At 62.7% G+C, this 21,539-nt stretch carries 20 protein-coding genes; 12 read left to right on the top strand and 8 right to left on the bottom strand.

The annotated features are described in order from the left end of the window. The first annotated feature begins 8 nt into the window (after positions 1-8). The 7 genes from E3U23_RS05005 to E3U23_RS04975 all read left to right on the top strand — a co-directional run bounded on the left by E3U23_RS05005 (position 9) and on the right by E3U23_RS04975 (position 8,436). Complete coding sequence (locus E3U23_RS05005) at positions 9-1,382, top strand: class II 3-deoxy-7-phosphoheptulonate synthase (RefSeq protein ID WP_279350101.1); 1,374 nt, start codon at positions 9-11, stop codon at positions 1,380-1,382. Positions 1,383-1,505: 123 nt separating this feature from the next. Continuing rightward, a complete protein-coding gene (gene egtB / locus E3U23_RS05000) occupies positions 1,506-2,756 on the top strand; it encodes an ergothioneine biosynthesis protein EgtB (RefSeq protein WP_279350100.1) in 1,251 nt (416 codons plus the stop codon). A gap of 6 nt (positions 2,757-2,762) precedes the next feature. After that, positions 2,763-3,761, top strand: coding sequence for an L-histidine N(alpha)-methyltransferase (gene egtD, locus E3U23_RS04995; protein WP_279350099.1), 999 nt, complete (start codon positions 2,763-2,765; stop codon positions 3,759-3,761). A 44-nt stretch (positions 3,762-3,805) separates the two neighbouring features. Beyond that, a complete protein-coding gene (locus E3U23_RS04990) occupies positions 3,806-4,477 on the top strand; it encodes a retropepsin-like aspartic protease family protein (protein ID WP_279350098.1) in 672 nt (223 codons plus the stop codon). A 31-nt stretch (positions 4,478-4,508) separates the two neighbouring features. After that, positions 4,509-5,252, top strand: coding sequence for a trehalose-phosphatase (otsB, locus tag E3U23_RS04985; RefSeq protein ID WP_279350097.1), 744 nt, complete (start codon positions 4,509-4,511; stop codon positions 5,250-5,252). Then, positions 5,237-7,042: a glycoside hydrolase family 15 protein gene (locus E3U23_RS04980; RefSeq protein WP_279350096.1), complete on the top strand. Its 1,806-nt coding sequence runs from the start codon at positions 5,237-5,239 to the stop codon at positions 7,040-7,042. Before otsB ends, E3U23_RS04980 begins: the two co-directional genes overlap by 16 nt. Then, positions 6,955-8,436: an alpha,alpha-trehalose-phosphate synthase (UDP-forming) gene (locus E3U23_RS04975; protein ID WP_279350095.1), complete on the top strand. Its 1,482-nt coding sequence runs from the start codon at positions 6,955-6,957 to the stop codon at positions 8,434-8,436. The genes E3U23_RS04980 and E3U23_RS04975 overlap by 88 nt, the downstream gene beginning before the upstream one ends. Here E3U23_RS04975 and E3U23_RS04970 read toward each other — a convergent pair. After that, complete coding sequence (locus tag E3U23_RS04970; RefSeq protein ID WP_279350094.1) at positions 8,433-8,933, bottom strand: response regulator transcription factor; 501 nt, start codon at positions 8,931-8,933, stop codon at positions 8,433-8,435. The genes E3U23_RS04975 and E3U23_RS04970 overlap by 4 nt on opposite strands. A gap of 133 nt (positions 8,934-9,066) precedes the next feature. Here E3U23_RS04970 and E3U23_RS04965 point away from each other — a divergent pair, with 133 nt between their 5' ends. Then, on the top strand, positions 9,067-9,846 hold the full coding sequence (locus tag E3U23_RS04965; RefSeq protein WP_279350093.1) for a tyrosine-protein phosphatase: 780 nt from the start codon (positions 9,067-9,069) through the stop codon (positions 9,844-9,846). Positions 9,847-9,912: 66 nt separating this feature from the next. Continuing rightward, on the top strand, positions 9,913-10,896 hold the full coding sequence (gene trxB, locus E3U23_RS04960; protein WP_279350092.1) for a thioredoxin-disulfide reductase: 984 nt from the start codon (positions 9,913-9,915) through the stop codon (positions 10,894-10,896). 23 nt (positions 10,897-10,919) lie between these two features. On the opposite strand, the gene E3U23_RS04955 is transcribed toward trxB, so the two are convergent. From E3U23_RS04955 to E3U23_RS04945, 3 genes are read right to left on the bottom strand one after another with little or no spacing between them, the layout of a single operon-like run. Then, entirely contained in the window at positions 10,920-11,357 is a 438-nt protein-coding gene (locus tag E3U23_RS04955; protein ID WP_279350091.1) for an MAPEG family protein, read from the bottom strand. Continuing rightward, positions 11,354-11,803 carry an MAPEG family protein gene (locus E3U23_RS04950; protein WP_279350090.1) on the bottom strand — a complete coding sequence of 150 codons (450 nt, stop codon included), beginning with the start codon at positions 11,801-11,803 and terminating at the stop codon, positions 11,354-11,356. The genes E3U23_RS04955 and E3U23_RS04950 overlap by 4 nt, the downstream gene beginning before the upstream one ends. A gap of 51 nt (positions 11,804-11,854) precedes the next feature. Beyond that, entirely contained in the window at positions 11,855-12,829 is a 975-nt protein-coding gene (locus E3U23_RS04945) for a threonine ammonia-lyase (protein WP_279350089.1), read from the bottom strand. 91 nt (positions 12,830-12,920) lie between these two features. Here E3U23_RS04945 and E3U23_RS04940 point away from each other — a divergent pair, with 91 nt between their 5' ends. From E3U23_RS04940 to E3U23_RS04930, 3 genes are all read left to right on the top strand, one after another. Further along, positions 12,921-14,132 carry a saccharopine dehydrogenase family protein gene (locus tag E3U23_RS04940; RefSeq protein ID WP_279350088.1) on the top strand — a complete coding sequence of 404 codons (1,212 nt, stop codon included), beginning with the start codon at positions 12,921-12,923 and terminating at the stop codon, positions 14,130-14,132. 10 nt (positions 14,133-14,142) lie between these two features. After that, entirely contained in the window at positions 14,143-15,321 is a 1,179-nt protein-coding gene (locus tag E3U23_RS04935; protein WP_279350087.1) for a carboxynorspermidine decarboxylase, read from the top strand. A 188-nt stretch (positions 15,322-15,509) separates the two neighbouring features. Next, on the top strand, positions 15,510-16,712 hold the full coding sequence (locus E3U23_RS04930; RefSeq protein ID WP_279350086.1) for a type III PLP-dependent enzyme: 1,203 nt from the start codon (positions 15,510-15,512) through the stop codon (positions 16,710-16,712). 22 nt (positions 16,713-16,734) lie between these two features. Here E3U23_RS04930 and E3U23_RS04925 read toward each other — a convergent pair whose 3' ends face one another. The 4 genes from E3U23_RS04925 to hemA all read right to left on the bottom strand — a co-directional run bounded on the left by E3U23_RS04925 (position 16,735) and on the right by hemA (position 21,448). Then, positions 16,735-18,144: a DUF4932 domain-containing protein gene (locus E3U23_RS04925; protein WP_279350085.1), complete on the bottom strand. Its 1,410-nt coding sequence runs from the start codon at positions 18,142-18,144 to the stop codon at positions 16,735-16,737. 64 nt (positions 18,145-18,208) lie between these two features. Then, complete coding sequence (locus E3U23_RS04920; protein ID WP_279350084.1) at positions 18,209-18,901, bottom strand: nitroreductase; 693 nt, start codon at positions 18,899-18,901, stop codon at positions 18,209-18,211. 30 nt (positions 18,902-18,931) lie between these two features. Next, positions 18,932-20,143, bottom strand: a complete 1,212-nt coding sequence (locus E3U23_RS04915) for a cell wall hydrolase (protein WP_279350083.1) — start codon at positions 20,141-20,143, stop codon at positions 18,932-18,934. Between the two features lie 84 nt (positions 20,144-20,227). Next, positions 20,228-21,448, bottom strand: coding sequence for a 5-aminolevulinate synthase (hemA, locus tag E3U23_RS04910; protein WP_279350255.1), 1,221 nt, complete (start codon positions 21,446-21,448; stop codon positions 20,228-20,230). Positions 21,449-21,539 lie beyond the last annotated feature (91 nt).

Below are 21,539 nucleotides of genomic sequence, written 5' to 3'. Positions count from 1 at the left end.
TGAAAGCAATGGCACGCGAATGGGCACCCGATAGCTGGCATGAATTCGAAGCCCGGCACCTGCCGCGCTACGAAGATGAAGCCGCGTTGAAAGAGGCGGAAACCACGCTGTCGAGCCATCCGCCGCTTGTTTTCGCAGGCGAGGCGCGGGCGCTGAAGGCCGATCTCGCCGAAGTTGCTGGCGGCAAGGCGTTCCTCCTTCAGGGCGGCGATTGCGCGGAAAGCTTCGCCGAATTCCATCCGAACAACATCCGCGATACTTTCCGCGTCCTGCTGCAGATGGCGGTGGTGATGACCTTCGCCAGCAAGCAGCCGGTGGTGAAGGTGGGCCGCATGGCGGGCCAATTCGCCAAGCCGCGCAGTTCGGATACGGAAACGCAGGGCGATGTGACCCTGCCGAGCTATTTCGGCGACAACGTCAACGGCATCGAATTCGATGCCGCCGCCCGGCATAACGATCCGCAGCGGATGGTCCGCGCCTATTTCCAGGCGTCGGCCACATTGAACCTGCTTCGCGCCTTTGCGGGCGGCGGCTATGCGAACCTGCGGCAAGTGCACCAGTGGACGCTCGATTTCATGGGCCGCAGCCCGTGGGCCGACAAGTTCGCCCAGACCGCCGACCGGATCGGCGAGGCGCTCGACTTCATGGAGGCGTGCGGCATCGATCCGGCCACCGTGCCGCAATTGCAGGGCACCAGCTTCTTCACCAGCCACGAGGCGCTGCTGCTGCCTTACGAACAGGCGATGACCCGGCGCGACAGCCTGACGGGCGATTGGTACGACACCTCCGCCCACATGCTGTGGATCGGCGATCGTACACGGTTCGAGGGCAGCGCCCATGTCGAATTCATGCGCGGCATCGGCAACCCGATTGGCATGAAATGCGGGCCGAGCCTCGAGACCGACGCGCTGCTGAACCTGCTCGACACGCTCAATCCGGCGCGCGAGCCGGGGCGCATCACGCTGATCAGCCGCTTCGGGCACGATAAGGTGGAAGAGGGTCTCCCGCGCCTCGTCCGCGCCGTGGCGCACGAAGGGCATCCGGTCGTGTGGAGTTGCGATCCGATGCACGGCAACGTCGTCAAATCGGAAAGCGGCTACAAGACGCGCCCGTTCGACCGCATCCTTGCTGAGGTGCGCGGCTTCTTCGCCGTCCACCGCGCGGAAGGCACCCATGCCGGCGGCATCCATGTCGAGATGACCGGGCAGGACGTGACCGAATGCGTCGGCGGCGCGGTGGCCATCACCGACGACGCGCTGAAGGATCGCTACCACACCCATTGCGACCCGCGTCTGAATGCCGCGCAATCGATCGAGCTGGCCTTCCTGATCGCCGAGATGATCAATGCCGAGCATGCGCAACAGCGCGCCGATGCGGCATGACCTATGTGTTTAACATATGATCGTGCGTGGTATTTTTCCGGCCTGAAGGTTTGACCTGCGGCGCAAATTGTCCAAATTGGGCGCTGGTTGCTGCTTCCCGGTGGCCGCAGGAGAGAGGGGCCGATGTCCCAGGCCGAAGCCAGAACCGAAGCCGGATCGCAGGATCGCGCAGACGCATTTGCCGCCGTTCGTAGCCTGAGCGAAGCGCTGGTCGCGCCGCTGTCCGATGCCGATGCGACGCTGCAATCGATGGAAGATGCCTCGCCCGCGAAGTGGCATTTGGCGCATACGACGTGGTTCTGGGAAACCTTCCTGCTGCGAGATCACAAGCCAGGCTATCGCCTGTTCGACGAGGATTGGCCGTTCGTCTTCAACTCCTATTACGAAGCCGAGGGCGAGCGGATCGACCGGTTCTCGCGCGGAATGCTATCGCGGCCCACGCTGGCCGACATCCTCGAATGGCGCACGCATGTGAACGGCGAGATGGAGACGCTGCTCGATGATCCGGCGCTGGCTCCGTTGATCGATCTCGGCCTGTCGCACGAACAGCAGCATCAGGAATTGCTGCTGACCGATATCAAGCACGCCCTGTTTCAGAACCCTCTGGGTCCGGCCATGTGGGCTGCCCCCGAAACAGCGGGCCCGACGCAGGTCGATGGATGGTATACCCATCCCGGCGGCATCGCGCGGATCGGGCATCAGGAGGATGGCTTCGCCTTCGATTGCGAAGGGCCGGCGCATCGCCAGCTACTCGAACCCTTCGCCCTATCGAAACGCCTCGTCATGAACGGCGAGTGGGACGCGTTCATCGCCGATGGCGGGTATGAGACCGCAGCGCTCTGGTTGTCGGACGGATGGGCGTGGGTGAACGAAAATCGCGTGCGTGCCCCGCTATACTGGCGCGACGACGAGCATTTCACGCATTCCGGCTGGCAGACGCGCGATCCCGAAGCGCCGGTCACGCATATCTCCTATTACGAGGCCGATGCGTTCGCGAGCTGGGCAGGACACCGCCTGCCGACCGAATTCGAGTGGGAAGCGATCGCCCGAGGGCAAGAGGGCTCTGCGCCCGCGCACGATCCTGCGGGCGGAAACCAGCTCGACCGCGCTGCGCCTCCCTTGCCGCTCGGCGCCGAAGGGCTGTTCGGCGATTGCTGGCAATTCATGCGCAGCGCCTATCTGCCCTATCCGCGCTTTCAGCCGGCCGAAGGCGCGGTGGGCGAATATAACGGCAAGTTCATGAGCGGGCAGTTCGTGCTGCGCGGGGCAAGCTGTGCGACGGCGCGTGGCCATTCGCGCGCCAGCTATCGCAATTTCTTCTATCCGCACCAGCGCTGGCAATTCACGGGGCTGCGGCTCGCAAAAGACGTTTAGGGGTTTATGAAAAACGAACAGGGCATGGCAATCGTCGATCGCGACGAGGACGGGGTCGACCGCGCGTTTCGCAAGGACGTGTTGAACGGCCTGCGGCAGCGGCAGAAAGCGATCCCCGCGCGCTGGCTGTACGACGATGCCGGATCGCAATTGTTCGAGGACATCACCGAGGTCGAGGAATACTACCCGACCCGTGCGGAAACCGAGATATTGAAAGCGCGGGGCGAGGAATTCGCCGAGCTGATCGGGGAAGGGCGGGCCGTCGTCGAATTCGGATCGGGCAGCTCGGTCAAGACCCCGCTGCTGCTGTCGGCCATCGAACCTGCCGCTTACATCCCGCTAGACATTGCGGGCGATTTCCTGCGCGCCTCTGCTGCTGCACTTGGCGAGAAGTTTCCGGGCCTGCCGATCCACCCGGTCGAGGCGGATTTCATGCGCGAGACGCCGTTGCCCGATGCGGTGAAGACCATGCCGAAACTCGGGTTCTTTCCTGGCTCCACCATCGGCAACATGGTGCCGCGGACGGCCGTCGACCTGCTGCGCTCGATGCGTGCGACGCTCCGCGCAGACGAGGGCACGGCGCCATTGCTCCTCATCGGCATGGACCTCGTGAAAGACCGCGATGTACTGGAGGCGGCATATGACGATGCGAAAGGCGTAACCGCCGAGTTCAATCTCAACCTTGCGCGTCGGATAAACCGCGAGCTCGATGGCGACATCCCGGTCGATGCCCTGCGCCACGAGGCACGGTGGAACAACAAGTTCGCCCGCGTCGAAATGCATCTTGAAGCGGCGCGCGCCATCGACTTCTCGATTTGCGGTGAACGCTTCTCGATGGCGAAGGGCGAGACGATCCACACGGAGAACAGCCACAAGTTCACGCGCCGCAGCTCGGCCACCTTGCTGCTGGCCGGCGGCTGGACACCAGTTAAGCGCTGGCGGGACAGCGAGAAGCGCTTTTCGCTTATCCTCGCCGAAGCGACTGAGCAACGCGAGGCGCCGTAAGCGCGGGCTCTTCCTTCGCGCGGCAAACCGCCTATATTCCAAGGATGGATTTCGATCCCCTGATTTCCGGCGTTTCCGAAGTCATTCGGGCCATTCCGCGATCCGGTCTGCTGATGGCGACGGTGGCCGCGATGGTCGTCGGCTGGATCGGTTCGGCGCTCGTCTCGCGCAAAGTCGCAGGCGGCCGGCTTGTTCGCGGCATTGGGACTATCGCTCTAGGCGCGATCCTCGTCACCCTCGTGCTCCAGCTTTCCCGGTTCGATCCGCGACTTGAGGTAGCCGTACCTTCGCTGGGGCTCCCCGAACAGCGGGTTGAGGGCAACGAAACCGTCATCCCCTTGGCTGCGGACGGGCATTACTGGCTCGAGGCTAAGATCAACGGCGTACCTGCGCGCTTCCTTGTCGATACCGGCGCGACCTTGACGGCAGTGTCCGCCGAAACCGCCGAACGGGCGGGGCTGCAAGCGCGATCGGGCGGGGTACCGGTAATGATTTCCACCGCCAACGGAACCGTAACCGCCGACCTGACCACACTGGAATCGCTCGCGTTCGGCAACATCGAGGCAAGCGGACTCGATGCCGTGATCGCGCCCAATCTTGGCCGGACCAATGTTATCGGGATGAACTTTCTCTCCCGGCTGGAAGGCTGGCGGGTGGAGAAGGGCGATCTGATCCTCGATCCGGGCGGCCTCGCCCAAGTAGAAACGCGGCGTTGATCTGATCGCGCCAGTCGCTAAGGCAGGCGCGATGGCTGCAACCTCTCCGCTTCCCGAACCGCCGCCGCTGCGCGACCTGATGGCGCAGGACTGCATCGCCCTGTTTCTCGATTTCGACGGCACGCTGGTCGAGCTGGCGGAAGAGCCGGACGGCATCCACGTTCCCGATGATTTGCTGGAAAATCTGCGCGATCTTCGCACGCGGCTGGACGGTCGTTTGGCGATCGTGACGGGGCGTGCGCTCGACAATTTCGAAACGCATATCGGCACCTGCGACCTTGCCCGCGCGGGTTCGCACGGAGCCTATTGCCTCGATGAGAAGGGCTCGCGCCTTGGCGAGGAACCGAACCCTTTGCCCGATAAGGCAGTGGAAACCATGCGCCGGTTCGCGGCAGAGCGCGGCATAACCTACGAACAGAAGGCCCACGGCGGCGCGCTGCACTATCGCAACGATCCCGAAGCCGAGCAGGCCGTGCTCGATCTCGCGACGAACGTGGCGAACGAATACGAGCTCGAGATGAAGCGCGGCAAACGCGTGGTCGAACTCACCGCTTCGGGCGCGCACAAGGGCAGCGCGGTCGAAACCTTCATGGCCGAAGACCGGTTCAAAGGTGCCCGTCCGATCTTCATCGGCGACGACCTGACCGACGAGGACGGGTTTGCCGGCGCAAACGAATGCGGAGGGTTCGGCATTGCGGTCGGCGAGCGGGAAAGCCAGACAGCTCGCTATCACCTTCCCGATGTTTCCGCAGTCCATGCATGGTTGAATCTTTGACGAACACGCAAGCCAGTCTCGAACTTTCCCCGATCGGCAATTGCCAAGTCAGCGCCCTAATCGACGAGGTGGGCGGTTTTGTCTGGGGCTGCGTGCCGCGGGTAGACGGCGATCCGGTGTTCTGTTCGCTGCTCAACGGTGACAATCGCGACGAAGGCGTCTGGCGGTTCGAACTCGATGGCCAAACCAGCGCCTCGCAATATTACGTCCGCAATACGCCGATCCTTGTCACCCGGCTGGAGGCGGAGGACGGCAGCGCGGTCGAGATCACCGATTTCTGCCCGCGGTTCGAAGGGTCGGGTCGGATGTACCGGCCGGTCGCCTATGGGCGGATCGTGCGCCCCGTCGCCGGTGCGCCCCGGCTCCGCGTGCGGCTCGCGCCGATGAAAGATTACGGCGCGGCTCTGGCCAAGACGACCAATGGCACGAACCATATTCGTTACATGGCGGGCGCCCATGTCCTCCGCCTATCGACGGATGCGCCGGTCGGATACATTCTCGAAGGCCGCAGCTACCGGGTCGAAAGCGACCAGCATTTCTTTCTTGGGCCCGACGAGCCGTTTTCCGGCAACATCCGCACCGAAGTCCGCAGGATGGAAGCCAGTACGAAGAAGTACTGGCAGCACTGGGTGCGCGGCTTGCATATTCCGCTGGAATGGCAGGAAGAGGTCATTCGCGCCGCGATTACGCTCAAACTGTGCCAGCACGAGGAAACCGGCGCCATCGTCGCCGCGCTGACCACATCGATCCCGGAAGCGCCGGGAAGCCAGCGCAACTGGGATTACCGTTACTGCTGGATACGCGACAGCTATTATACCGTGCAGGCTTTGAACCGCCTCGGCGCGCTGGACGTGCTCGAAAAGTATCTCGCTTATTTGCGTAATATCATCGACCAGTCGCGCGGCGGGCAGGTGCAACCCCTTTATTCCGTGATGGGCGCCGCCGAATTGCACGAGTTCGAGGCGGAGAACCTTGCCGGCTATCGCGGCAACGGACCGGTTCGCGTGGGCAACGCCGCTTACAAGCAGGTGCAATACGATTGCTACGGCCAGATCGTGTTGCCGACGGTGCAGGCCTTCTTCGACCAGCGCCTGCTCCGTATGGCCGACGACCGCGACTTCGCCAGCCTGGAGGAGGTGGGCGAGGCGGCGTGGGACAAGCACGATAAGCCCGATGCCGGTCTGTGGGAATTCCGTACCCGGCAGGAAGTACACACCTATTCCGCCGTCATGTGCTGGGCCGCGTGCGACCGGCTCGCCAATGTCGCAACACGGCTCGGCAAGGGCGATCGCGTACGGTTCTGGAAGGACCGCGCGCAGGCCATTCGGGAAAAGATCGAAGCGCAGGCCTGGAACGAGGAGGGCCAGCATTACGGCGCGAGCTTCCAGAGCGATTATCTCGATGCCAGCCTGTTGCAGATGGTCGAATTACGCTTCCTGACGCCGGATGACGAGCGTTTCCTCAAGACCTTCGCCGCCGTCGAACGCGATCTGCGCAAGGGCAACCATATGCTGCGCTATGCCGCCGAAGACGATTTCGGCGCGCCGGAAACCGCGTTCAACGTCTGCACCTTCTGGCTGATCGAGGCGCTGCATCTCGTCGGGCGGAGCGAGGAATCGCGCGAGATATTCGATGCGATGCTCGAACATACGACGCGGTCCGGTCTCCTAAGCGAAGATCTCGATTACGAAAGCGGCGAGCTATGGGGGAACTTCCCCCAGACCTACTCGCTAGTGGGTATAATCAATTCCGCCGGTCACCTTTCCAAAAGCTGGAGCGAAGTCCGCTGAGCGATCAACCCCGTCTCGTCGTCATATCCAACCGCGTCGCGGTTCCAAAGGCGCGGGGCGCTGCGGGCGCGCAGGGCGGATTGGCCGGGGCGCTGAATGCGGCGCTGAAAGAGCGCAGAGGGTTGTGGTTCGGCTGGTCGGGCGAGGAGATCGACGAGCATACGGGCAAGGTTTCGACACAAACGACCGACGGCGTGACTACGGCGACGATGGATCTGTCGAAGCGCGACGTCGACGAATATTACAACGGTTATGCCAATGCGACCCTGTGGCCGCTTTTCCATTTCCGGCTCGATCTGGCGAAATACGAACGCGAGACCGGAAAGGGCTATGAGCGCGTCAACGACCGGTTCGCCGAATGCGTCGCCTCGGAAATCGAGCCAGACGATATCATCTGGGTGCACGATTATCACCTGATCCCCCTTGGTGAGCGCCTGCGGTCACGCGGGATCAAGAACCGGATCGGGTTCTTCCTGCATATTCCGTGGCCAGCGACCCGGCTTTTCGTGTCCCTACCGCATCACGAGCGGCTGGCCCGCACGATGCTGGATTACGATGTGATCGGCTTCCAGACCGAGGAATGGCTGGAAAGTTTCGTCCACTATTGCCGCAATGAACTCGGAGCGGAGGTCGATGAGGACAGCGGCCGAATTACGCTCGGTGATCGGTCTACCGTAGCCCGTGCCTATCCAATCGGCATTGATTGGGAGCATTTTTCGCAGCTTGGCGAAACGGGCGAGGCTCGTCAGGCGCAGCAGCGTTTGATGAGTTCTACGCGCCGCCGGCTGGCGATGATCGGGGTGGACCGGCTCGATTATTCGAAGGGCCTCCCCGAACGCCTTGACGGGATTGCGCGGTTCTACGATCAATATCCGGAAAAGGTGCGGGATCTGGTATTTATCCAGGTTGCGCCGCCCAGCCGCGAGGATGTGGAGAGCTACCAGAAGATACGTGCCGAACTCGAGCAGAAAGCGGGGCAGATCAATGGCGCGAGGTCCGAGGTCGATCTTGTACCGGTCCGATACGTCAACCGGGGCTATTCACATGCCGAATTGTTCGGCTTCTTCCGCGCGTCGAAAATCGGGCTGGTCACGCCGCTGCGCGATGGCATGAACCTGGTCGCAAAAGAGTATGTCGCGGCGCAGGATCCGGATGATCCCGGTGTTCTGATCCTGTCGCGATTCGCCGGGGCGGCGGATCAGCTGGAGGACGCTGTCCTCGTCAATCCGCACAGCCCGGACGACATTTCGGATGCCATCGCCACGGCGCTCGCTATGCCGCTGGACGAGCGCAAAGCGCGCTACGAAAAACTGATCCGGACCGTTCGGGAAGACGATGTGCAATCGTGGACGAACAACTTCCTCACCGATCTCGGCGAGACCGTGCGAAATTAGAAGAACGCGCGTCTAAGCGGCGTCGTCCCCGACACGACTGGCGAATCGCGCCACCGCTGCGCGGCTTGGGCGAGATATTCAGCCAGCGGCTCGTCCTCACAGCTATCGATATTTTGGCTGGCCAAAACCCGGTTAACCTGCGCGAGCAGGAAATTCGATCCGAAGGGCTTGCGAACATAAGCCTGCGCTCCCCGAAAGGATCCATCGGACGCGGCCCCAGTCGGCTTGGGTGTCTGATTGGCGGGGTGCACAAGCATGACGACCGGCAGGGCGGACAGACCTTTCGAGCCTCTGATCCGGCGCAGGATTTCGGCCCCGGTTGTCGCGGGAAACGTGTCGTCCAGAACAAGGAGGTCGGGCTTTTGCTTGCCCAGACCATCCAGAACCAGTTCGGGATCGGCGCCCAACCAGCCGCAGCGATGCCCGGCCTCCACGAGAGCAATCGTAGCCATCTCCGCGGCAAGCGCGTCGTCGTTCGCAATCAGGATATTTGCCATGGGTTTTTCCCGCTCTTTTTGTCGAGACACGAAAATAGCAAACGAGTTCTGCGCTACGGGTTACCGGTGCGCTTCGGAAAATTACTGACTTGCCGCATTGCACCCCCGCCGTGCGGCTGCCACCTCCGGCAAGATGATTCGCGAACCTTTCCTCTCGACCGTCGGTATCCACAATTTCCGCGATTACGGGGGGTGGAAAACCGCCGACGGGGGCGAGGTGAAGCGCGGTTTGCTTTGGCGTTCGGGCCAGCATGTCGCCGCGACCGACGAGGATCTTGAGGCAATCGCCGCGCTCGACATCCGCACGATCATCGATCTTCGCGGTGCGAGCGAACGGGAGCGCAATCCCTGCCGCCGGGTGGAAGGATTCGATGGCGAGGTAATTTTCTATGAAGGCGAGACCTCGTCCAGTCCGCCGCACATGGATATCGACGAAACCGTGACCACCGCCGATTACGCGCGGCAGCGAATGAATGCGGTCTACACGCGAATGCCGAGCAATCCTGCGATGATCGAGATGTTCGCCCGCTATTTCCGCGTGCTCGACGAGCGGGAGGGGGCGAGCCTCGTCCATTGCTTCGCCGGCAAGGACCGCACCGGCGTTGCGGCCATGCTGCTGCTGCACGTGCTCGGCGTCAGCCGCGAAGATCAAATGGCGGAGTTCCTGCGCACAAACGATGCGCCGACCCTTGCCGTGCTGCGTGAACAATCGGTGCCGGGGATCGAAGCGCGGCTGGGGCGCAAGCTCGATGACGAAGCGGTGATGGCGCTGCTCGGCGTCCGCGAGGAATATCTCGAAACGTGGTGGTCCGAAGTCGAAACCGAATACGGCTCGCTCGATGCCTTCATCGACGGGCACTTAGGTGTGGACGACGCCATGCGCGAGCGGCTGCGCGATCGCTTCGTGGCGTGACAGCGGCGGCTATCGTCCCCATATATCGCGCTCGCCTTACCATTATCCGCATACGAGACTTCGCATATGGCTACCCATCGCACCAAGATGCTCATCATCGGTTCCGGCCCAGCCGGCTATTCCGCCGCCATCTATGGCGCGCGCGCGATGATGGAGCCGATCGTGGTGCAGGGCCTGCAGCCCGGTGGCCAGCTCACCATCACCACCGACGTCGAGAACTATCCCGGTTTTCGCGATGTGGTGCAGGGCCCGTGGCTGATGGATGAGATGAAGTCGCAGGCCGAGCATGTCGGCACCCGCATGATGTGGGACACGATCGTGGAGGTCGACCTTGCGAACGGGTCGCCGTTCCGTGCCGTGGGCGATAGCGGCGATGAATATATCGGCGACGTGCTGGTGATCGCCACCGGGGCGCAGGCCAAATGGCTCGGCGTGCCGGGCGAGCAGGAACTGGGCGGCAAGGGCGTTTCAGCCTGCGCGACATGCGACGGGTTCTTCTATCGCGGCAAGAAGGTCGCGGTGATCGGCGGCGGCAATACCGCGGTCGAAGAGGCGCTATACCTCACCAACCATTCCGACGACGTGACCCTGATCCACCGGCGCGACGAGTTGCGCGCCGAACGCATTCTGCAGGATCGTCTGTTCAAGAGCCCGAAGATCAAGGTGCTGTGGAACAAGACGGTGGAGCGGTTCGAAGCGGGCGAGAACGGCGCGCTGGCGCAGCTCGCCCTGCGCGATACCGAAACCGGGCAGGACAGCACCTTTGCGTGTGACGGAGCCTTCGTCGCAATCGGCCATGCGCCGTCGACCGAGCTGTTCGAGGGCAAACTGGAGATGGACGCCAGCGGCTACCTCGCCGTCGAGCCGGGCACGCCCAAGACCGCCATTCCCGGCGTGTTCGCAGCGGGCGACGTGATGGATCATACCTATCGGCAGGCCGTGACGGCGGCGGGTACGGGCTGCATGGCCGCGCTCGATGCGGAACGTTTCCTTGCCGGGTTGGAGATCGACCTCGACGGTCATGCGCACGAGGCGGAAGCGGCGGAGTAACGCCGCTTCCCACGCGCGTTGGTTTAACCGAACACTGCCAAAGCCGCATGGAAGATCAGCGCGATCAGCACCACGCTCGATATTGCGAACAGGACGAAGCGCACCATCACGCGATTGGCCGTCACCTGCACGAGCGAGTGGATGATCCGCAGACCGGCATACATCCAAGCCAGTAGCGCATTCATGCCTTCGCCCTGGCCGATCATCGCGAGCAGCAGGGCGACGGCGTAGAACACGGTCGGCTGTTCATGCAGGTGATTGTAGTTGTGCGCCTTCCACTGCACCTCCACCGGCAGTTCCTTGTCGAACGATCCCTCCGGATCGCGCACGACCTTGTCCGGATTGACCTTGAGGCGCGTCATCGCCGGAATGCGGGTGGCGTACATCCAAGCCCACATGATCATGGTCCAGATCATCAGCACCACGACCGGCTGGAAGATGGAGGACTGGATCGCGATCATGCGTAGACTCCGGGATCGGCGAACAGGGTAAGGGCGAGCGCGCGAACGGCGAGATAGACCAGCGCGGCGGTCGAAAGGAGAAACAGCAGGAAGCGGACCGGCACGAGGTTGACGGTCGCCTGCCAGATCGAATGCACGATGCGCAGACCGACGTAGATCCACGCCGCCGCGATCGTGCCTGCGGTCGGCCCGAGCAACGCCAGGATGACCGACACCGCGTAGAACAGCGTCGGCTGCTCCATCAGGTGCGCGTAATTGTGAGCCTTCCAGTTGATCCGGTCGTCGAGCACGCCTTCGAGGTCCTGCCCGCGGCCGCCCGGCTTGGCTTTGCCGAGCCCGCCACCTGCGCGCTTCATGGCGGGAAGGCGGGTCGCCGCCATCCAGACCAGCATCACGAGCGACCATGCGATCAGTACCGCGGCGGGTGCCAACATCTGTGCCATCATCGTCCTATCCCCTCGGTTCGGTCGAAGACCTGCGGCGGGGCGGGCCGAATGTCAAACCCCGGCGATCGTCGCTGCGAAACTGTCCGCATCGGTATTGCCGCCGGTCAGCATGATGACGGTATCCTCGTCCAGCGGCACCTTACCCGCCAGCGCCGCCGCCAAGGCCGCCGCGCCGCCAGGTTCGAGGACCAGATGCAGTTTGGCGAAGGCGAAGCGCTGGGCGGTGCGCACCTCCTCATCGCTCACCGTGACGCCCGGCTCCGCCCGCCCCAACAAAGCGAGCAGGTTGATGGGTTTCGTCGCATCGGGCTGCAAGGCGTCGCAGATCGTCGAAGGCGGATCGTCGCCGACGCGGACGATGTCGCCTTTCGCGAGCGCCTGCCCGACCATGTCCCACCCATCGGGTTCGACGATGACGAGGGCGCTGTCCGGACAGGCGAGCCCCAGCCCCGCCGCCAATCCTCCGCCCCCGCAGCACGTGACGATGCGGGACGGCTGGCGGCCGAGCTGTTCCGCAATCTCCACGCCCGCGCTGCCCTGACCCTCGATCACCCACGGGTCGCCGAACGCATGGACCAGCGTTGCTCCGCGTTGCTCGACCTCGCGGGCGGCCACCTTATCGCGGTCCTCGCCGGGCCGGTCGTACAGCACGATCTCCGCACCTAGCGCCTTGGTCGCCTCGAGCTTCACCTTGGGCGCATTACGCGGCATCACGATCACCGCGGGAATGCCCAATCGCCGCGCCGCCCAGGCGACACCCTGTGCATGGTTGCCGCTCGATACTGCGATTACGCCGCGTTCCTTTTCCGCATCCGACAGGTTGGACAGCCGCCACCAGCCGCCCCTGATCTTGAACGCCCCGATGGGCTGCAGGCTTTCCGCCTTCACGTGACAGCGGACCGTACCAGACGAGGAGGGGATCTCGACCGGCAGGAGCGGCGTCATCGGAAGGCCGATCTCCTGCAAGCTCTGGAACGCGGCGTACACGCCTTCGCGGGCGGGGAGGGGCATATCGTCGGGGATCATGTTGCAGCCCTAGCGCATTTCCCTATGTGAACGAACCATTCCCGAAGCCTGCGCGTCCGCATGGCTTCCGCAAGTTTGAAAGAGGATCATCATGTCGACAGTTCTGGTCATCGGCGCGGGCGGCGTCAGTTCGGTGTGCGTGCACAAGATGGCGATGAACAGGGAGATTTTCTCCGACATCCATCTGGCGAGCCGGACCAAATCGAAATGCGATGCCATCGCCAGGAGCGTGAAGGATCGCACCGGCGTCGACGTCGCGACTTACGAGATCGATGCTGAAGAAGTGCCTGCGATGGTCAATCTCATCCGCAAGGTGCAGCCCAGCCTCGTTGTCAATCTGGCGCTCCCCTATCAGGATCTGCCGATCATGGACGCCTGCCTCGAAGCGGGCGTGAACTATCTCGACACAGCCAATTACGAACCGAAGGACGAGGCGAAATTCGAGTACAAGTGGCAGTGGGCCTATCACGACCGCTTCAAGGACGCGGGACTGATGGCGTTGCTAGGGTCCGGCTTTGACCCAGGCGTCACATCCGTTTTCACCATGTGGCTGAAGAAGCACAAGCTGAAGACCATCCGACAGCTCGACATCCTCGACTGCAATGGTGGCGATCACGGGCAGGCCTTCGCGACCAATTTCAACCCAGAAATCAACATCCGCGAAGTCACCGCGCCGGCGCGCCATTGGGAGAACGGCGAGTTCGTCGAGACCCCGGCGATGGGCAAGAAGATCACCTTCGACTTCGAAGGCGTGGGCGAGAAGAACGCCTACATGATGTATCACGAGGAACTGGAAAGCCTCGCCAAATTCAATCCCGAACTGGAGCGGGCGCGCTTCTGGATGACCTTCGGCGACGAATACATCAAGCATCTGACCGTGCTGCAGAATGTCGGCATGACGCGGATCGATCCCATCAAGTATCAGGGCAAGGACATCATCCCCCTGCAATTCCTCGCCGCTGTACTGCCCAAGCCGGAAAGCTTGGGCGAGACGACCAAGGGCAACACCAATATCGGCGTCATCGCGACCGGCGAAGCGCTGGACGGCAGCGGCGAGAAGACGTTCTACATCAACAACATCTGCAGCCACGAGGCCGCCTACGAGGAAACCGGCAACCAGGCCGTCAGCTACACCACCGGCGTCCCCGCAATGATCGGCAGCGCGATGGTCGTGCAAAACCAGTGGGCCGGCGAGGGCGTCTTCAACATGGAAGAGATGGACCCCGATCCCTTCATGGACATGCTCAACGAACACGGCCTGCCATGGCAGGTGAAGGAGCTAGACGGGCCGGTGGACTTCTAAGGCGGCCGCAATGGAAACCAGAGCCGGCGATCCGGGCGCCTTCCGCCATTTCGACCTTAACCGCGTCGATAGTCCTGCCTTCGTCGTCGACGCCGCGAAGCTGCGGGCGAACTGCAAAATCCTCGCCGAAGTGCGCGACGAGGCGGGGATCAAGATGCTGTCCGCCCTCAAGGCGTTCAGCATGTTTTCCGTCGCACCGATTCTCGGCGAATATCTCGACGGGGTATGCACCAGTGGGCTGTGGGAAGCGCGCCTCGCCTCCGAATTCTACGACGGCGAGATCAGCACCTATTGCGCGGCTTACAAACCGGAGGAACTGGACGAGGTCTGCCGCCTGTCGGACCATGTGATCTTCAATTCGTCCGGCCAGATGCAGCGCGCCGCGCTGATCATGGAGCAGGCGAAGGCGACCGGCGGGGATTTCGACGTCGGTCTGCGCATCAACCCGCAAGTGCCCACGGGCGAGGTGCCGCGCTACGATCCGTCTAGCCCCGGCAGCCGCCTCGGCTTTCCGCTCGACCAGCTGACCGAAGAGCATATGGAAGGCGTCGAGGGCATCCATTTTCATAATCTGTGCGAGCAGGATTTCGAGCCGCTCCACCGCACGTGGGATGCGGTGTTCGATGCGATCGAGCCTTGGTTCGGCCAGCTAAAATGGATCAATATGGGCGGGGGCCACCACATCACCCGCGCCGATTACCAGCGCGAGGAACTGATCGATTTCCTGCGCGATGCGAAGGACGATACGGGCGCAGACATCTATCTCGAACCCGGCGAGGCGGTGGCGCTCGACGCGGGCATCCTAATCGGCACGATTCTCGATACCGGCTGGAACGGCCTGCCGGTTGCGGTGTCCGACGTTTCGGCCACCTGCCACATGCCCGACGTGATCGAGGCGCCCTATCGCCCCGCCATGCTTGGCGAGGCGCATGACGACGCGACGCCTGAAGTACGCATCGGTGGCTCTTCCTGCCTCGCCGGAGACGTAATCGGCGATTACCGGATCGAGGGTGGGGCGGAGATCGGGAAACGCTTCGCCTTTCTCGACCAGGCGCATTATTCGATGGTGAAGACCAATACGTTCAACGGTGTACCGCTGCCCTCGATCTACCTATGGGACAGCGAAACCGACCAGCTCGATCTGGTGCGCGAGTTCGGATACGAGGCATTCCGCGACCGGTTGAGCTGAGGCCCGGTCCGTCGCGGCGCTGCCTCGCGCCGCCCCGCGCAACCTTGCACGGCGGAACGCGGCTATTCACTTGCGTTTCATGACTGACGCTTTATACGCGCCGCTCCCGCTGCCCCAAGGACCCTTCCTAACCGCAAGGCAGCTTGTCGTTTCATGGTTCGAAAGAGCCGTTTAGGGGGTCCCTTGAATTGCAGCATTTTCCTGACGCCAAGGCCGTAGCGCGCACCATCGCGCCCGACGATCCGGTAATCCTCAACCGCCCGCATGCCGCGGCGCGGGCCGCACGGTTCTTCGTCGAGCGGTTTCCGGGCAAGTCGCTCTATGCGGTGAAGGCCAATCCTTCCCCTGACCTTATCGAAATCCTGTGGGCGAACGGCGTCACGCATTATGATGTCGCGTCGATCGCCGAGGTGCGGCTGGTGCGGGGCCTGCTGCCGGACGCCGTGCTGTGCTTCATGCATCCGGTAAAATCGCCCGGGGCGATCCGCGAGGCCTATTTCGAGCACGGGGTGAAGACCTTCAGCCTCGATTCGAGCGAGGAACTGGCGAAGATCGTCGACGCGACGCGCAATGCAGACGGCGAAGCGGCGACCGATCTGCGCCTGTGCGTGCGCCTGCGCGTTTCCAGCGAATATTCGGAACTCAGTCTCGCCAGCAAGTTCGGCTGCGATCTGACCGAAGCGCCTGCGCTGCTGCAGGAAACCCGGCAATATGCGGACTGGCTCGGCGTGTGCTTCCATGTTGGCAGCCAGGCGATGAGCCCGTTCGCTTATGTGCAGGCACTGGACCGCACGCGCGCGGCCATTGCCGAGGCGTCGGTCGTGATCGACATGATCGATGTCGGCGGCGGTTTTCCAAGCGTTTATCCCGGCATGGAGCCGCCCCCGCTCGAAGATTACTTCAAGATCATCCACCAGCACTTCTACGCCTTGCCGATCGCCTACAACGCGGAACTGTGGTGCGAGCCCGGCCGCGCGCTCTGCGCCGAATATTCCTCGCTCGTCGTGCGCGTGGAAAAGCGCCGCGGTGAAGAACTCTACATCAACGATGGCGCATACGGTGCGCTGTTCGATGCCGCGCATGTGGACTGGAAATTTCCCGTCCGCGCGCTGGAAGACGATCTCATCAAACCTGAAGCGGATTTCGCCTTCTACGGCCCGACCTGCGACGATGCCGATTACATGCCCGGCCCGTTCGCCCTGCCGTCGGATATTCAGGCGGGCGACTATATCGAGATCGGCATGCTGGGTGCCTACGGCGCGGCGATGAAGACCGACTTCAACGGTTTCGGTGCCGCGCAGCGTATCGTGGTGGAGGACGAACCGATGGCCAGCCTCTACGACGGCAGCCGCCAGCGTCCCGAGGCGGATAATGTGGTGAGCTTACGGTAGGGGCGGTTTGCGCAACTAGCCTCTATTCCGAAAGCATATCAGGCAGGCTCGCAACCAGTTCCGGGAATATATCGGCGATCGGCTCGTTCGCGGGTTGGGACCGGAAGAGCGCGAGCATACGCGCCTGAAACTTATCGAAGCGCGTGAAGCCACGATTTCGAACCATTATCCGCTCGACACGTTCCGCTATTTGATCGGCTTCGGCTTCCGGCAGCACATCGTATGCGTGAACGGAGACCAGCGCCCAGTTCGTCATTTCCGTAAAGATTCCGGTCCCGTTACCATATCCGGCAGCGGTCTCATTCCCCACCCATAGCGAGAGGTCCGGCATCGCGGCTTCGATTTGGCTCGAATAAGGTTCGATCGTCGGGTTGATGTATCCGTGATTGAGCTCGGTAAAGAGGATCAGGCCGCGGTATACAGCGAGCGCATCGCGAGAAAGCTGGGCGTCAATCTCTTCGGGATAGGGGAAATTCACGTGGGGCATCGATTGCCGAAAGCCGTCTTCGTCGAATGTCTTCAACGATTGATTGTAACCGACCAGGGGCGAGAACAGTATGCGCGTATGATCGTACGGCGCGACATCCGGAAATTCGGCGCCCAGCCATAAAATCATCCCGGGGACATCAACCTCGTCCCGAAGATAGGCGATCTGAGATGCGTAGAGTTGGGTGTGCTCGGCATAGAATTTCGAAAAGTCCGAAAATCGCGCGAACGCCTGCATATCCTCCATCAAAGGCAACAGATCGTTTCCAGTCCAAGCGGAGCTTCGATAAATTTCGCTACGCGTTAAGGTGTTATCGTCCGCCAGTTCGAACGCGGCCCCGTTCATCTTGAGAGTATGATAGCTGGACGCATCTTCGCGCATGAGATCGTCGAGCCGCTGCACGAATGCAGCATCGGCGTGATCGGCGAAGTAGGAGCGAACATCGTCTAGATAGGGAGACGAAGCTGTCAGACCCAGATTTTCGGCAGCATACGGCGTGAGAGACAGGCCGACGTTCACGAGCTCGTAAGCGCGGGGTACTTCTATATCTATCCTCCCGCGATGGGCCGCTTGATATGCTTGCGAAAACTGCGCCTGCGGACCCAGATAGGAAAAACGAAGAGTTTTTTCGCCATCCGCGAACCGTAGTACCATGTCCTGTGGCACATCCGGTTCCAGCGTGATGCAGGTTTCCCGCTCGTCCTGCATGACGCAAACGGGGATGGGTTCGCGGCCCGAGCCCAGATTGACGTCGGTACGCTCGTCTTCGAGCGGCAGCGGAATGACTCGGCGATGGATCTGCTGATCGACTTGCAGGTCCAGATCGGCACCTTCGGCAGAATAGACCGGCGGTGCGGAAGAGGGCGTAAGCTCCTCCGCGGCGTAACTGACGCAACCGGACAGGATGAACATCGTCACGAGCGAGAAGAGACTTCCCCGGCGCATATCTACTTTCTTACGATACGAGACATTTCGATTTTGCCTTTGATTTCGCCTACTCGAGAACAGCTTACCCAAACCCCACGAACCGCGCCGCCTCGTCTACGCCCTTGCGTTCGCTTACCACGGCGTTGGCCGGAAAGTCATCGTCCGGCCAGCCGAGCGCGATGCAGATCATGATGACCTGATCGTCGGGTATCTCCGCGTGTTCGCGCACCACCGGGCTTTGCATGATGCCTTGCGAGTTGATGACGCAGCCGAGACCGCGCGACCATGCGGCATTGACCACGGCATTCGTCACCGCACCGCAGTCGAACGGCGCGATGTCGCTGCCGAGCAGGGCGCGGTCGTAGGTGACGACGATACTGACCGGCGCGTCGAACTGGCGAAAGCCGCGCAGCACCCAGTCCTGCCGCCCGTCCTTGTCGTCGCGCTCGATCCCCATCGCGCCGAACAATTGCTTGGCGACGGCGACCTGCCGTTCGCGGTGAGCCGGGTGCTGCCCATCATGTCGCCGGAACTCGCGGCTGTCGGGTTTGCCGGCAAGGATGCCTTCGGTATTGCCCTTGCGGATCGCATCGAGCGGATCGCCGGTGACGACGGTGAAGTGCCAGCACTGGTTGTTGAAGGAGGAGGGCGCCCGCATGGCGAGCTCCAGCACCTCCTCGATCAGGTCGCGGGGCACAGGCTTATCGAGGAAACCGCGGATCGAGCGGCGGCCGGTCACAACCGCGTCATAGGATTGTTGGTCGGGTTCGGTCATCGCAGCAGGTTGCCGCAACGCGGGCCGGGGTCAAGTCCGCGCTTTGGGCAGGCACCGGCCGGACGCGGGCTCGTCCCACAGGCTGCAATCGAAGAACACCGCTTCCTTGCTGCCGTCGGAGGCGGGGAGGAAACTGAAGCGCAGGGCGGCGCGCGCCGCATCTGACAGCGGCAGCTTGTCGGGAATGGCGCTGCGTTCGCTCCAGCCCATCACCTGGCAATAGCGATCGCCCGGGCACAGCCGCCGCGCCCGCACGACGAGTTCGGCAGGATTATCAGCTTGGGACACGAGGACGAAATGGATGCCGGGGGCGGGCGAGTTCGGTCCGTTCCCCGCCTGTGCGTCCTCGTCGACCGAGGCGACGGTCTTCACCGCCTCTCCCTCTTCGGTAAGCAAGGCCTCGTCCATCGAGGGACGCTCGACGGCGGCGGCAAGGCGGCGCAGCGCCGCAGGATCGGGCTCGTTCCCGCCATAGCGCGCGGAAAGCGCCTGCGGCGTCCCCCAATAGCCGCGCCATTTCAAAAAGAGATGCGGTCCGACCTTCGCGACTTTGTCCAGCCGCGGGCTCCACCACGGATACACATAGTCCGCATGGTAATGCGTCGCATTGCCCACCGTCTTGTCCACATAGCCGCCGAGCGCTTCCTTCGCACGGGCGCGGGCGGGGTTCATCAGATAGGCGGGGTAGGAGCGCGTGAGCGACCCGTCGCAGGTGAAGGTGAACTGGCATCCGGTGCTGCGCTGCGAGCCTTCGAAGACGACGCCGCAAACGGTGTTGGCGAAGGCGGGGTGGCGTACGCGGTTGAGAACGACCTGCATCACGGCGCGCTGGTCCGCCGCGCCGCCACCCGCTTCGGCGATGGCGACGAGCGAAAGGCAGTCCTCCGCCCGCGCCCGGTCCGTCGCCGACCCGCGAAAGACGAACGGCTTCGCCGCACCGAGCTTGTCGGACGCGATCGGGATGGCGCCGTTCTTTGCCTGTGCAGAGGACGGATCGAGCTGCGACCACGCAACCGCCTCGCTCTTAGCGGTGGCGGGCAGTTCGTCGAGGTCTTCGGCAGCTTCGGGGGCGGGGGCAGTGGCCGCGCTATCTTCGGCGGCCATGTTAGTTTGCGCGCGAGAAGGAGCGTCATTCGATCCGCGACCGAATAGGGCCAGCGCCGCGAGCGCGCAGATCACCAAGGCTCCAATCGCGAGCAGTGGCAAGTTGGCGCCGACGAAGGAGCGAAGTTTGGCAATCATTTCCGGTGAAGCGCCTATAACGCCGTTGACCGAGTTATGTGCCGAAAATACGCCGGCTTATCTGAGGGTGGTCGGGGCCGACGCTCAAGCCGCGCGGGCGAGCTCCAGTTCCAGCCGGTCCCATACTTCGACCAGCGCGCTTACCAGGTCGTCCATCATCGCTTCGCTGTGGGCGGGGCCGGGAGTGAAGCGGAGGCGTTCGGTGCCGCGGGGCACGGTGGGGAAGTTGATCGGCTGCACGTACACGCCGTATTCGGCGAGCAGGATGTCGCTGATCTTCTTGGCGCGGACCGGATCGCCTACCATCAGCGGGACGATATGCGTGGTCGATGGCATGACCGGAAGGCCCGCTTTTGCCATCTTGTCCTTCAGCGAAGCGGCAGCGGCCTGCTGCGCGTCGCGCTCCTCGCTCGACTGTTTGAGATGCTTTACGGCCGCCAGCACACCGGCAACCAGCACAGGGCTGAGCGAGGTGGTGAAGATGAAGCCGGGCGCATAGGAGCGGATGCAGTCGATCACGCGGGTATCGGCCGCGATATAGCCGCCCATCACACCGAATGCCTTTCCCAGCGTGCCCTCGATGATGTCGATGCGGTGCGCCGCCTCATCGCGTTCGGTGATGCCGCCGCCGCGCGCTCCGTACATGCCGACCGCGTGCACCTCGTCGACATAAGTCAGCGCGTTGTACTTCTCGGCAAGATCGCAGATCGCATGGATGGGGGCGACGTCGCCATCCATCGAATAGACGCTTTCGAAGGCGATCAGCTTGGGCGTCGCCTCATTTTCCGCGGCAAGCAGTTCTTCGAGGTGCTCGAGATCGTTATGGCGGAAGACCCGCTTCTCGCAGCCGGAATTGCGGATGCCGGCGATCATACTGGCGTGGTTCAATTCGTCGGAAAAGATGATGCAGCCGGGCAGCAGCTTCGCGAGGGTGGACAGCGTCGCATCGTTCGAGACGTAGCCGCTGGTGAACAGCAGCGCGCCGTCCTTGCCGTGCAGATCGGCCAGTTCGCGCTCGAGCTCGACATGGAGGTGCGTGTTGCCGCCGATATTGCGCGTACCGCCCGAACCCGCGCCGACATCGTGCAGCGCCTCTTCCATCGCGGCGACCACCTTGGGATGCTGGCCCATGGCGAGGTAATCGTTGGAGCACCACACGGTGATCGGCTTCGGCCCGTTATGCCCGTGGAAACAGCGCGCATTGGGGAACGCGCCCTTGTTGCGCATGATGTCGATAAAGACCCGGTAGCGTCCTTCGGAATGCAGGCGGTCGATCGCCTCGTCGAAGATCTGGTCGTAATTCACGCTTGCACCGCTAGTCTGCGTCGCCCCGGGGGCGGCAATTTCCATAGCGCACATAGGCGCTGTTCGTTAATTTCGCCACCGCGATCTTTGC

Origin of the sequence: Erythrobacter litoralis (assembly GCF_029760855.1) — a bacterium.
GTDB classification, from domain to species: domain Bacteria; phylum Pseudomonadota; class Alphaproteobacteria; order Sphingomonadales; family Sphingomonadaceae; genus Qipengyuania; species Qipengyuania litoralis_A.
This window is presented reverse-complemented; position numbering and strand designations above follow the sequence as displayed.